This window comes from Frankia sp. Mgl5 (assembly GCF_023242985.1).
Taxonomy (GTDB): domain Bacteria; phylum Actinomycetota; class Actinomycetes; order Frankiales; family Frankiaceae; genus Parafrankia; species Parafrankia soli.
Map to the genome: position 1 here is coordinate 1 of NZ_JALKFY010000012.1, position 12,678 is coordinate 12,678.

Genomic DNA, 12,678 nt, shown 5'->3' on the forward strand with positions numbered 1-12,678 from the left:
GGCGCCGCGCGCGCGCCCCGGCGCGGGGGCCGGGGCGCGGGCCCCCCCCGCCGCGCCCCCCCCCCGCGGCTCGCCTGCTCGCCGTGAGGGGGCACCGGAGGACCACAGCTCCGGCCGCTCGAGCCACTTCCGCTCGGACCTGGGTTGATCTAGTCTTTCCGCCTGTGCGGATTCGTCGGGATCCGCGGACAGCCGCGCCCCAGGCCGCGACCGGGTCTTGATCGGTCGGGCATGTGAGCCTCCGGCGAGGTGTCTCGCCCTCCTCAGCGCAGAGGGCGGAGCCGGCCGGCGTCGTGCCGGGATCCGTGCGGGCACGCCTCGCCGGGCCGGGCGTCCCGTCCACGGCGGGCCTCACGTCGTCACGGGTCCCGGTTCCGGATCGGCGCGGGGTGCGTACGCTGGTGCCTGCGGTCCGTCTGCGATCTCGGAGTGTGTGCGCGTGTTCGACACCCTTTCCAGCCGCCTCGACAAGGTCTTCACGTCGCTGCGTGGCAGGGGGCGGTTGACCGACGCCGACATCGACGCCACCGCCCGTGAGATCAGGGTGGCGCTGCTGGAGGCCGACGTCGCGCTGCCGGTCGTCCGCGGTTTCGTCGCCGCCATCCGCGAGCGGGCCCGCGGGGCCGAGGTGAGCACCTCGCTCAACCCGGCGCAGCAGGTCATCAAGATCGTCAACGAGGAGCTTGTCGCCATTCTCGGCGGCGGCACGACCACGTTGCGCTTCGCCAAGACGCCGCCGACCGTGATCCTGCTCGCCGGCCTGCAGGGAACCGGCAAGACGACCCTCGCCGGCAAGCTCGGCCGCTGGCTGCGAGCCCAGGGGCACACGCCGCTGCTCGTCGCCGCCGACCTGCAGCGCCCGAACGCGGTGAACCAGCTCCAGGTCGTCGGCCAGCGGGCCGGGGTCGAGGTCTTCGCCCCGGAGCCCGGCAACGGGGTCGGTGACCCGGTGCGGGTCGCCCGCGACGCGCTCGCCCACGCCCGTCGCCACGTCTTCGACGTGGTGGTCGTCGACACGGCCGGCCGCCTCGGTGTCGACGAGGAGCTGATGCGCCAGGCCGCCGACATCCGTGACGCCGTCTCGCCGGACGAGATCCTCTTCGTCCTCGACGCGATGATCGGCCAGGACGCCGTCTCCACGGCCCAGGCCTTCGCCGACGGGGTCGGCTTCACCGGCGTCGTGCTGACCAAGCTTGACGGTGACGCGCGCGGTGGTGCCGCGCTGTCGGTGGCCCGGGTGACCGGGGCGCCGATCATGTTCGCCTCCACCGGCGAGACGCTCGACGACTTCGACGTCTTCCACCCCGAGCGGATGGCCTCGCGCATCCTCGGCATGGGCGATGTCCTGACGCTCATCGAGCAGGCCGAGAAGGCGTTCGAGGTCGAGCAGGCCGAGGCGATGGCCGTCAAGATGGCCAACTCGGAGTTCACGCTCGAGGACTTTCTCGAGCAGATGCTCACCGTTCGCAAGATGGGCCCGATCGGCAACCTGCTCGGGATGCTGCCCGGAATGGGGCAGATCAAGGACCAGCTCGCCCAGGTTGACGACCGCGACCTCGACCGGGTCGTCGCCATCATCCGGTCCATGACGCCGGCCGAGCGGCGGGACCCGAAGATCCTCCAGGCCTCCCGCAAGGCCCGGGTGGCGCGCGGGTCCGGCGTGACCGTCACCGAGGTCAACCAACTGCTGGACCGCTTCGGTGAGGCGCGCAAGATGATGCGGCAGATGGCCGGCGGCGCCGGCCTGCCGGCGGGAATGGCACGCGCGAAGGCGGCCCAGGCCCGCAAGGCCGCCAAGAAGGGCAAGGGCGCGCGGCGCAGCGGAAACCCGGCGGCGCGCGCCGCGCAGGCGCAGGACCGCCGCAACGCGCCCCAGGACGGCCCGCCGGCGCTCGGCCTTGGGGGCGACGGCCTGCAGGGCATGCCTGACCTGTCCTCGCTCATCCAGCAGGGTGGCTTCGGGGGCGGCGACACCCCGCCGCGGCGTCCCCGCCCAGGCCGCTGACCCGCGCGAACCCACCCGCCCGGCGGGGCCCTGGCGAAGACCCGGGCGCCCCGGGCGTTGCGTCGGCAGGTGATCTGGCAGACTGTAAGGTCATACAGGCCCTGCCTGCCGGCGTCGGCGTGGCCGCTCTCAGGTGAGTTCCCTCAGGGACCTCCGTGGTGGCTGGTCGTCGGCGGTGTTCTCCCGCCATCGGGGCGTCACGGCTAGTCCGTGTGTTCCGGTGGTCATCGATATGTCTGGAGCCGTACGACCACCGTGGCAACAAAGATCAAACTTCAGCGCCTCGGCAAGATGCGCGAGCCGCACTACCGCATCGTCGTCGCCGACGCCCGCACCAAGCGGGACGGCCGGGTCATCGAGGCCATCGGGCAGTACCACCCGAAGTCCGACCCGAGCATCATCAAGGTCGACCCGGACCGCGTCGGTCACTGGCTCTCCGTCGGCGCCCAGCCGACCGAGCCCGTGCTCGCGATCCTCAAGGTGACCGGCGACTGGCAGAAGTTCAAGGGCCTGCCCGCTCCCCCGCCGATGAAGGTCGCGGCTCCCAAGCCCGACAAGCGGGAGATCTTCGCGGAGGCGGCCCGCGCCGCGGCCGCGGCGGACGACAAGCCCGCCACCACTCCGAAGAAGGCGAAGAAGTCGGCCGCGGCCGACGGTGCCGAGTCGGCGCCCGCCGAGTCCGCCGCGGGGCAGTAAGTGCTCGAAGCGGCCCTCGAGCACCTCGTCCGAGGCATCGTCGACTATCCCGACGATGTCCGGGTGGATCTGTCGAGCAACCGGCGCGGCCGGACGCTGGAGGTCCGGGTGCATCCCGACGACCTCGGCAAGGTCATCGGCCGGCGCGGCCGGACGGCTCGGGCGTTGCGCACCGTGATGGGCGGTGTGGGCGGTCGCGGTCTGCGGATCGACGTCGTCGACGTGGACCGGTAGCCGTGTGCGCTCATCGTCTCCGTGCCCATCGTCTCCATGGGCACGCGGCCGCGTCCCATGGGTGAGCCTGTCGTCGTCGGGCGGGTCGGCCGTCCGCACGGCATCCGTGGCGACGTGACCGTCGACGTCCGCACCGACCTGCCGGAGCGCCGTTTCGCGCCGGGGGCCCGCCTGGTTCGCCAGGTGGCCGATGGGCCGGCCTCGCGGTCGGCCGCGGTCGCCGCCGGTCCGGCTGATGCCGCAGGTACAGCTGATGCCGTGAGCGCAGCGGGTGCGGCGGACGCTGCAGGTGCGGCTGATGTCGTCGGCACGGCGGCTGGTCCTGGCTCGGCGGGCGGTTCCGGCGCCGCCCGGGCCGCCGGGCCGCCGGGCGCGACAGTGCTGTCCGTTGTGGCGTCCCGGTGGCATTCCGGCCGTCTGCTGGTCCGCTTCGACGGGGTCACGGACCGTGACACCGCCGAAGCGCTGCGGGGCAGCTTCCTCACCATCGACTCCGACGAGTGCGGCCCGGCGGTCGACCCCGATGACGAGGACGACGACGGCGAGCTGTGGTGGGATCGCGACCTGGTCGGCCTGCGCGCGCGCACGCCCGCCGGGGACGTCCTCGGTGAGGTCGTCGACGTCATCCATTCCCCGGGCGGGGAGATCCTCGCGATCGGCCGTCCCGAGGGCGGGGAGTACCTGGTGCCGTTCGTCCGGGAGATCGTGCCCACCGTCGACCCGGCGGCGGGGCACATCGTGGTGGACCCGCCTCCCGGCCTGCTCGACCTCGACTGATTCGGCGCTCCCGCCCGGCCGGCGCGCCCGGCTCCGTCACCGCCTCATCTCGCCACCGCCCCCGCTCCGCCACCGCCCCGTTTCGAGGCGCCGCCCACCGGGTGCGGCACACCTCCCTCTGACGAAGGCAGCGGATGCGCATCGACGTCGTGACGATCTTCCCGGACTATCTGCGCCCGTTGGAGCTGGCCCTGGTGGGCCGTGCCGCGTCCCGGGACCTCGTCGACATCCAGACCCACGACCTGCGCGCGTGGACGCACGACGTCCACCGCACCGTCGATGATTCCCCGTATGGCGGGGGGCCGGGCATGGTCATGCGCCCGGAGCCGTGGGACGCGGCGCTGCGCGACATCGTGGCCCGTGATCCGTCGCGTCGTCCCCGAGTCGTGGTGCCCACCCCGGCCGGTGTTCCGTTCACCCAGAGCTACGCCGCCGAGCTGGCGGAACAGGACTGGCTGATCTTCTGCTGCGGCCGCTACGAGGGCATCGACGGCCGGGTGGTGGACGCCTGGGCCGACGACGAGATCTCGATCGGCGACTACGTGCTCGCCGGCGGCGAGGTCGCCACACTCGTCATGGTCGAGGCGGTGACGCGGCTGCTTCCCGGCGTCGTCGGCAACGCGGAGTCGATCATCGATGACTCCTTCGCCCACGGGCTGCTCGAGGGGCCGGTCTACACCAGGCCCCCGGTGTGGGAGGGCCGCGCGGTGCCCGAGATCCTCCGCTCCGGCGACCACGCGGCGATAGCCCGGTGGCGACGGGAGGAGGCGCTGCGCCGGACCCGCCGAAGGCGCCCGGAGCTGCTCGACCGGATCGAGCTGTCGGACGCCGACCGCGCGGTGGTGGCGAGCACCATCGTGGCCGCCCACGGCGGCGGGGACGAGCCCCCTGTAACGGGTGTCGAGGACGCGGTGACGGTTGCCGAGAGAGGCACGATCGGTGACGGGCCGGCTCCGTCGGGTTGTGCGTCGAGCCACTGTTCCTGAGCTTCCTGAGTGCTCCGTCGCCTGACCTCTTCGCCGTCCTCCGCCATCGCCGAGCCGGGCGGCCGACGTCGAGCGGCCCGGTCGAGCCGCCGACCAGCCTGGCCGCGAGGTGTGGACGGGCGGGGCGTGAGCCGGCCCGTGGTGGCCAGGTCGGCCGCGCCGCGCGTGGTACCGGGGAGGGGCCTGGCGACCGGACGTCGCGATCGTGTGGCACAGTAGGATGCGGTGTCCGCTGGTTCTCTGGCCGACGTTGTCGTGACTGATGCGGTCGTGACCGATGCTTTGATGATCGACATAGCTGTGACCGGCCTTGCCGCGATCGGAGTTGTCGTGAGCGGCGTCGTAGCGACACGCGATATCGTGATCGGCGCTGTCGGTCCGCCGATCCGGCGCCCCGGTCGGTTCGCCGACCCGGCGTAGCCGCTGTTCCGGTTTCCGCCGTCCCGGCGTGTGCTCGCCCGGCCCTGGGTCGGTGCGGTGCCCCGCGTCGAGTGGCGTGCCGGTCGACGCGGCCCGCTGGGCACGTTCCGGCGTTCATGCATTTGACTGTGACAACCTCTGAGGAAGCGACTGCCATGCACACCCTGGACAGCCTCGACGCCGAGTCGCGCAGGACCGACGTGCCGGAGTTCTGGCCGGGAGACACGCTCAAGGTCCACGTGCGTGTGGTCGAAGGTAACCGCCAGCGCATCCAGGTCTTCCAAGGCGTCGTGATCCGCCGCCAGGGGGGCGGTGTGCGCGAGACGTTCACCGTCCGCAAGGTGAGCTTCGGTGTCGGTGTGGAGCGGACCTTCCCCCTCCACAGCCCGATCGTCTCGCGGGTCGAGGTCGTGACGCGCGGTGACGTCCGCCGGGCGAAGCTCTACTACCTCCGCCAGCTCCGCGGCAAGGCCGCGAAGATCAAGGAGAAGCGCGAGCCGGTCGGCCGCTGATCCCGCGCGCGGGCCGGCAGCCCGGTGACCTCGTCGCAGGACTTCCGGCGACTGGCCGCTCACCAAACCACTTCGCCGCGTGAGCGGTGCAGCAGGATGGTCAGGTCGTGGGTCGAACCGGTCAGGCCACGGCCATGGGCGGGTGTCGACCCGTCCCGTGACGAATGACGGCCGACCTCGCGAGGTGGCGCAGTGAGTGGATCGGACCGGGGCACGCCCGAGCCGTTCGGTGGTCAGGCGCAGGGCGGTCCGCCGTCCGGCGGCCCGGCCTCAGGCGCTGCGGCGGGTGGTCACGGGCAGCGCGGTGACGCGGCTCTCCCCTGGGACACCGGCACCGACGTCTCGGACTCCCGGCGCGCTGCGGATTCCGGCCTGGCCGATTCCGGGCTGGACTCGGACACCCGCGGCCGGGACGAGCGCGGTGACCTGACGGGGCCTGGCGGCCTGCCGGGCGACGCCGTGCACCCGCCGGACGGGCCGGACGGGCCTACCGGAACGGCCGGGCACGAGGGCGTGGCCGGGGGCGGTGAGCCCGCGGCGACGGGCCGGCGGATCTCGCGCCCGCCGGCGGGGCGGGACCGCGGGCGCGGCTCCTTCCTGCGCGAGCTGCCGATCCTGGTGCTGGTCGCGTTCCTGCTGGCGTTGCTGATCAAGACCGTGTTCGTCCAGGCGTTCTGGATTCCGTCCGAGTCGATGGAGCGGACGCTGCTCATCGACGACCGGGTCCTGGTGAACAAGGTCATCTACCATTTCCGGGACGTGCACCGGGGCGAGATCGTCGTGTTCAACGGCGAGGGCACCGGTTTCGAGCGGGAATCGATCGTGGCCCCGCCGGCCAACGGCCTGAGCAGGTTCATCCGCGGCGCACAGGAGCTGCTGGGCCTCGGCGCGCCGAGCGAGAAGGACTTCATCAAGCGGGTGATCGGCGTAGGCGGTGACGTCGTCGCGTGCTGCGACGCCGCCGGGCGGGTGACGGTGAACGGCAAGGCGCTGGACGAGCCGTACGTCTACGAGAACGACTTCCAGGCGTTCGGGCCGTTCACGGTCCCCGACGGGGACCTGTGGCTGATGGGCGATCACCGCTCTCGCTCGTCGGATTCCCGCCAGAACGGCCCGGTCCCGCAGGACAAGGTGATCGGCCGGGCGTTCGTGCGGGTGTGGCCGCTCGGCCGGTTCGGCCTGCTCACGGTGCCCGGCACGTTCTCCGGCATCCCATCGGCCTCCGCCGCGCCTGCTCGGACGCCCGCTCCGACATCCGACGAGACGGCACCGAGTTCGCCGCCGGGTGCGGTCGGCGTGCCCGGAAGCACCGGATCCGCGGATCTGCTGATCGCCCCGGTCGGCGCGCTCGCCCTCGCTGTTCCGGCGAGCCGGCGGCGGCGCTCGGGCGGGCGGCGGTCGACCGGCGGGCGGTCCATCGGCTGGTCGACGCGGGCGAGCGGGGAGCGGCGCTGCGGCCCGCGCGGGCGGTGGGCGAGACGGCGCGGCATGGGCGGTTCACCCTGATCGCGATGGACGTGCGTGGCACGGCGATCCGCTCCGACGCCGGCCTCTTCGGCTACGAACGGGCGCTCGTCCGTCGCGGGCTCGGGCCGGTCGCGGGTGTGGACGAGGCCGGCCGGGGAGCCTGCGCCGGGCCGATGGTGGTGGCCGCCGTCGTCCTGGACCAGCGTCGTCTGGGGCTGCTCAGGCGGCTGGCCGACTCGAAGCTCCTCACCGAGCGGGTCCGCGAGGAGGTCCACGCGGACGTCCTGGCAGCGGCGGCGGCGGTGTCGAGCATCGTCATCCCCGCCGCCGAGATCGATCGGAACGGCGTGCACGTCGCCAACATCATGGGGATGCGGCGGGCGGTGGCGGCGCTCGACGTCCGGCCGAGGTATGTGCTCACCGACGGGTTCGCGGTCGCGGGTCTTGGGGCCGAGTCGCTGGCGGTGATCAAAGGCGACCTGATGGTCGGGTGCATCGCCGCGGCGTCGGTCGTGGCCAAGGTGACCAGGGACCGGATCATGCGTAGTTTGCACAAGCGGTATCCCGAGTACGATTTCGCGCAGCACAAGGGCTACGTCACAGCGGCGCACACCGCCGCGATGACGCGGTACGGGCCGTGCGAGCAGCACCGACTGTCATATGTCAACGTCGCCGCGCTGGCGGCGCCGGCAGGGGAAACACGATCGTTGCGGCTGGAGGACAGGGTTGCTATGACCAGCCTGCGTGGCGTCACGGAGACCGCATGAGCGCGGAGGATCTCGAAAAGTACGAGACCGAGATGGAGCTCCAGCTCTACCGCGAGTACCGCGACGTGGTCGGGTTGTTCTCGTACGTGATCGAGACGGAGCGTCGTTTCTATCTCGCGAACGATTATCAGATCGAGGTCCGGAACAGTACGGACGGCGAGGTCTTCTTCGAGCTGACCCTGCGGGACGCCTGGGTGTGGGACATGTTCCGTCCCGCCCGATTCGTGAAGAACGTGCGAGTCGTCACCTTCAAGGACATCAACGTCGAGGAGCTCACCAAGGCCGAGCTCTGAGCGACGGCGCGCCACCGGTTCGCGTGCCGTCGCGGACGGTGGTGCCCCGTGGTGCCCGTCGCGCGGACCGCTCCGGGTGACCCTGTGGACGAGAAAACCTCGTCCACAGGTCTCCCTTCAGCGGCCACCGGCGGCTCGCGCACGCGGAACCTGATCTCACCGGCGGGCGACCGACCCCCGGTGGGACGGAGCCTCGGATGCGGGTCAGTCAGCGGCTCGGCAAGTTCGGTGAGGACGTCGCCGCGCGCCACCTGAGCGCCGACGGTGCGGAGATCCTTGCCCGGAACTGGCGCTGCCGGGACGGCGAGATCGACATCGTCGCCCGCCACGGCGACACGCTCGTCTTCTGCGAGGTGAAGACGCGCAGCGGCGTGGACTACGGTAGCGGCCCGGACGCCGTGGTCGGCCGCAAGGCGGCGAGAATCCGGCGGCTGGCCGTGCGGTGGCTGGCCGAGCACCCGCATCCACCGGCGATCATCCGTTTCGACGTGCTGTCGGTCTACCGGGAGCGGCAGGGGTCCGTCCGGGTGGAGCACCGGCGGGGTGCCTTCTGATGGCGCTTGCGCGGTCGCTGGCCGTCGCGGTCGTCGGTATCGAGGGCCATCTCGTCGAGGTGGAGGCCGACCTGGCCCGCGGCCTGCCCGGGCTGACGCTCATCGGCCTTCCGGACGCGGCACTCCACGAGGCCCGGGACCGGGTGCGGGCCGCTGTCGTCAACTCGCGTGAGCGCTGGCCGGACCACCGGATCACGGTCGGCCTGTTCCCGGCGACCCTGCCCAAGTCCGGCAGCGGCTTCGATCTGGCCATGGCCGCCGCGATCCTGGGCGCCGCCGGTGTGGTCCCCGCAGCCGCCCTCGGTAGCAGGGTCCTGATCGGTGAGCTCGCGCTCGACGGCCGGCTTCGGCCGGTGCGCGGGGTGCTGCCAGCCGTTCTCGCTGCGGTCGAGGCCGGCCTGGCGAACATCGTCGTGCCCGAACCCAACGCGGGCGAGGCGTCGTTGGTCCCGGGCGCGGTCGTCGAACCCATGCCCGACCTCGCCAGCGTGCTCGGCCTGCTGCGCGGCCGCCCACGGCTCGGCCTGGCACGGTTCCCCGCGGCATTGGCACCGGCACGGGTGTCGGAGCCCGCATCGGCGCCGCCGCCGCCGGAGCGGGAGCCGAGCGGGCCTGATCTCGCGGACGTCGCCGGCCAGAGCCGGGGGCGCCTGGCCGTGGAGGTGGCCGCCGCGGGCGGACACCACCTGTTCATGCAGGGCCCGCCCGGCTCGGGCAAGACCATGCTGGCCGAGCGGCTGCCCGGGCTGCTCCCGCCGCTGGACACCGTCGCCGCGCTGGAGGTCACCGCCGTGCACTCGGTGGCGGGCGTTCTTCCCGTCGGCCGCCCGCTGGTCACGCGGCCTCCCTTCCGTAGCCCGCATCACTCCGCCACGCCGGCGGCGCTTGTCGGCTCCGGCTCCGCGGTGATCCGCCCGGGGCTGGCCAGCCAGGCGCACCACGGCGTCCTGTTCCTCGACGAGGCACCGGAGTTCGGCCGAACCAGCCTGGACGTGCTGCGCCAGCCGCTCGAGAGCGGTGTCATCGAGGTGGCGCGGGCCCGGGCCACCACCCGGTTCCCCGCCCGCTTCCTGCTCGTGCTGGCCGCGAACCCGTGCCCCTGCTCGCGGGCCCGCGGCCCCCGGGACAACACCTGCGACTGCCCGAGCACGGTGCGCCGGCGCTACCTGGCGAGGCTGTCGGGGCCGCTACTCGACCGGATCGACATCCAGGTGGCGTTGACCGCGCCGAGCCGTGCCGAGCTGCGGGCCGATCGGGGGCTTGGCACCTCCTCGAGCGTCGTCGCCGAGCGCGTCGCTTCGGCCCGGGCCGCGATGCGGCGCCGGCTCGCCGGCACGCCGTGGCGGCGTAACGCCGAGGTGCCCGGCCCGTCACTGCGCCGCCAGTGGCCGCTGCGGCCGGCTGCGACCCGGCTCGCCGACCGTGCCTTCGAGCGGGGCCTGCTCACCGCGCGTGGGCTGGATCGGGTGCTGCGCGTCGCCTGGACGGTGGCGGACCTCAAGGGCGAGGACCGGCCGGGCCCCGACGAGATCGGGCTCGCCCTGGACCTACGCCTTCCCGGGGGATCAGCGTGAGCGCCGGGGCGGGCGAGGTGCCGTCCCCGATTGGTGCTCCTGCGCCCGGCGGCGACGAGCCACGGCGCCTTGCGCGGATCGGGCTGAGTCGCATCGCCGGCCCGGATCTCTCCTCGCTTCCCGAACAGCTGCACGGGCTCGGAGATATCGCGCTGTGGGAGCGCCTGAGGCCGCAGCACCCCGGTGTCGACCCGCGCCAGGACGTCGAGACCGCCGCGCAGGTCGGCGCGCGTCCCATCTGCCCAGGTGACCCGGAATGGCCCTCCTGCGTCGACGCCCTCGACGAGGCCCGTGGCGGCGGCCGGGAGGTCGGCGCCCCTCTCGTGCTGTGGGCTCGGGGGGCGGGCCGGCTCGATCACCTCAGCCAGCGGGCCGTGGCCGTCGTCGGCTGCCGCGCGGCCACGGCGTACGGCGTCCACCAGGCGGAGGAGCTCGGGTACGGGCTCGCCGGGCGCGGCTGGACGGTGGTCTCCGGCGCGGCGTTCGGAATCGACGCCGCCGCACACCGCGGCGCCCTCGCTGCCGCGGGGCCGACAATCGCGGTCCTCGCCGGGGGTGTGGACGTGCCCTACCCTGCCGCGCACGCCGACCTGCTCGACGAGATCGCCGCCTCCGGCCTGGTTCTCAGCGAGACCCCACCGGGCAGCCCGCCCTACCGGCGGCGGTTCCTCACCCGAAACCGGGTCATCGCCGCGCTGTGCGCGGGGACGGTGCTCGTTGAGGCCGGGCTCCGCAGCGGCGCACTGAACACCGTCCGTCATGCCCGGCGGCTCGGCCGCACGGTGATGGTGGTGCCCGGGCCGGTGACGAGCGCGATGAGCGCCGGCTGTCATCGCCTCCTGCGGGACCATCGCGAGGAGGCGGTGCTGGTCACCAGCGCCGGTGACATCTGCGAGGAGATCGGCCCGATCGGCGAGCTGGAGCCCCGCTCGACCGGCCCGGCGCGGGCGCGCGACGGTCTCGCGGATCTCGTACTGGAACTGCTCGACGTGATGCCGGCCCGCTCCACGATCGGCGTCGCCGAGCTGGCCCGCCGCGTCGGCAGGCAGCCTGGGGCGATCCTCGCCCTGCTGGGACCGCTCGCGGTCGAGGGGCTGGTGGAGGCGACCCACTCCGGGTACCGGCTGACCGCGCTCGGCCGCTCCTCCTCGTCCCCGCCCCGAGGCCAGCCGACCTCGCCCGAGGGCGCGCCGCCGGCGGCGTCCGGCTCCACGCCGCCTTGACGCCTCGCCATTCCGGCGGCCAAGGTCGCGCAATGGGGACGGGTGGCGATCCCGCGGCCACGGCCCGCGGTGGCCGTGGTGACAGCGCTGGTGGCGGCAACGGCGGCCGCGCTGGCGCAGGTCCTGGTGACGGTGATGGTGATAGAGGCAGTGGCGGCGACGGCTGGGCGGGTGCCGTCGAGGCTTTCGTGCGCCATCTGGTCGCCGAACGGGATCGTTCGCCGGAAACCGTCCGGGCCTATCGCGCCGATCTCGCGGGCCTACGTGCGCACGCCGCCGCGGCCGGCTGTACGGATCTCCTGGACCTGGATCTCGCCGTGCTCCGCGGGTGGCTGGCCGCCATGCGTTCCGCCGGAGCGGCACCGGCCACCATCGCCCGCCGTGCGTCCCTCGCCAGGGTGTTCTCCGCCTTCGCCGCGCGGCGGGGATTCCTCCCCGATGACGTCGGGGCGCGGCTGGCGACCACCCGGGCGCCGCGGCGGATCCCTCAAGTACTCACCGCGGCACAGGCGGACCGGCTGCTGGAGACACGGCCTCGGGGCGATCGTGCGCAGGAGCCGCGCGACGTCGCGCTGAACCTGCGTGACGATCTGGTCCTGGAGATCCTCTACGGCAGCGCGGTGCGGGTCTCCGAGCTGTGCCGGCTCGACATCGGTGACGTCGACCACGAGCGGCGCCTCCTGCGCGTGCACGGCAAGGGCGGCCGCCAGCGCAGTGTGCCGTTCAGCGTGCCCGCGGCGGGCGCGCTCGACGTCTGGCTCACCAGGGGCCGGCCCTACCTCGCGACGCGCGTCGAGACGGCGCTGCTGCTCGGTGCCCGTGGCGGCCGGCTCGACCCGCGTTCCGTGCGCCGGCTCGTCCAGGCGCGCGGCGCCGCCGCGGGGGTTCCCACCGGTCTGACGCCGCACGGCCTGCGCCACGGCGCGGCCACCCACATGGTCGAAGGCGGCGCGGACCTGCGCTCCGTGCAGGAACTGCTGGGCCACGCCAGCCTGTCGACCACGCAGATCTACACCCATGTCACCCCGGAGCGGCTGCGCGCCGCCTTCGACCAGGCCCATCCGCGGGCCTGACGTCCGCGCCACCGACCGATCCCCGTAGCGGACCGAGCCGCATGACGGAGTGCTCCCGTTCGGTGGCGTCCCCGAGCGCCGGGCCGGCCGGCCTGCT

At 73.4% G+C, this 12,678-nt stretch carries 14 protein-coding genes; all 14 read left to right on the plus strand.

Annotated elements, in window-relative coordinates; translation table 11 throughout:
- The first annotated feature begins 439 nt into the window (after positions 1-439).
- The 14 genes from ffh (at position 440) to MXD62_RS07985 (ending at position 12,581) form a co-directional block, all read left to right on the plus strand.
- Positions 440-2,005, plus strand: coding sequence for a signal recognition particle protein (ffh, locus tag MXD62_RS07920; protein WP_020458779.1), 1,566 nt, complete (start codon positions 440-442; stop codon positions 2,003-2,005).
- 255 nt (positions 2,006-2,260) lie between these two features.
- Positions 2,261-2,701: a 30S ribosomal protein S16 gene (gene rpsP, locus MXD62_RS07925; protein WP_026240110.1), complete on the plus strand. Its 441-nt coding sequence runs from the start codon at positions 2,261-2,263 to the stop codon at positions 2,699-2,701.
- The gene (locus tag MXD62_RS07930; protein WP_006544182.1) at positions 2,702-2,935 is read left to right on the plus strand and encodes an RNA-binding protein; all 234 of its coding nucleotides are present in this window, start codon (positions 2,702-2,704) and stop codon (positions 2,933-2,935) included.
- 57 nt (positions 2,936-2,992) lie between these two features.
- Positions 2,993-3,712: a ribosome maturation factor RimM gene (gene rimM, locus MXD62_RS07935; protein ID WP_248828761.1), complete on the plus strand. Its 720-nt coding sequence runs from the start codon at positions 2,993-2,995 to the stop codon at positions 3,710-3,712.
- Between the two features lie 134 nt (positions 3,713-3,846).
- On the plus strand, positions 3,847-4,698 hold the full coding sequence (trmD, locus tag MXD62_RS07940) for a tRNA (guanosine(37)-N1)-methyltransferase TrmD (protein ID WP_248828762.1): 852 nt from the start codon (positions 3,847-3,849) through the stop codon (positions 4,696-4,698).
- A gap of 255 nt (positions 4,699-4,953) precedes the next feature.
- On the plus strand, positions 4,954-5,118 hold the full coding sequence (locus MXD62_RS07945; RefSeq protein WP_248828763.1) for a hypothetical protein: 165 nt from the start codon (positions 4,954-4,956) through the stop codon (positions 5,116-5,118).
- A 155-nt stretch (positions 5,119-5,273) separates the two neighbouring features.
- Positions 5,274-5,630: a 50S ribosomal protein L19 gene (gene rplS, locus MXD62_RS07950; protein WP_020458783.1), complete on the plus strand. Its 357-nt coding sequence runs from the start codon at positions 5,274-5,276 to the stop codon at positions 5,628-5,630.
- 192 nt (positions 5,631-5,822) lie between these two features.
- Positions 5,823-7,136, plus strand: coding sequence for a signal peptidase I (lepB, locus tag MXD62_RS07955; protein ID WP_248828764.1), 1,314 nt, complete (start codon positions 5,823-5,825; stop codon positions 7,134-7,136).
- 5 nt (positions 7,137-7,141) lie between these two features.
- Positions 7,142-7,864 (plus strand): ribonuclease HII, encoded by a 723-nt coding sequence (locus MXD62_RS07960; RefSeq protein ID WP_248828790.1) that lies wholly within the window; start codon positions 7,142-7,144, stop codon positions 7,862-7,864.
- The gene (locus tag MXD62_RS07965; protein ID WP_011606858.1) at positions 7,861-8,157 is read left to right on the plus strand and encodes a DUF2469 domain-containing protein; all 297 of its coding nucleotides are present in this window, start codon (positions 7,861-7,863) and stop codon (positions 8,155-8,157) included. Before MXD62_RS07960 ends, MXD62_RS07965 begins: the two co-directional genes overlap by 4 nt.
- 197 nt (positions 8,158-8,354) lie before the next feature.
- The gene (locus MXD62_RS07970) at positions 8,355-8,711 is read left to right on the plus strand and encodes a YraN family protein (protein WP_248828765.1); all 357 of its coding nucleotides are present in this window, start codon (positions 8,355-8,357) and stop codon (positions 8,709-8,711) included.
- On the plus strand, positions 8,711-10,285 hold the full coding sequence (locus MXD62_RS07975; RefSeq protein ID WP_248828766.1) for a YifB family Mg chelatase-like AAA ATPase: 1,575 nt from the start codon (positions 8,711-8,713) through the stop codon (positions 10,283-10,285). The genes MXD62_RS07970 and MXD62_RS07975 overlap by 1 nt, the downstream gene beginning before the upstream one ends.
- Positions 10,282-11,508, plus strand: a complete 1,227-nt coding sequence (gene dprA / locus MXD62_RS07980) for a DNA-processing protein DprA (protein ID WP_248828767.1) — start codon at positions 10,282-10,284, stop codon at positions 11,506-11,508. The genes MXD62_RS07975 and dprA overlap by 4 nt, the downstream gene beginning before the upstream one ends.
- 32 nt (positions 11,509-11,540) lie before the next feature.
- Complete coding sequence (locus tag MXD62_RS07985; protein WP_248828768.1) at positions 11,541-12,581, plus strand: tyrosine recombinase XerC; 1,041 nt, start codon at positions 11,541-11,543, stop codon at positions 12,579-12,581.
- Positions 12,582-12,678 lie beyond the last annotated feature (97 nt).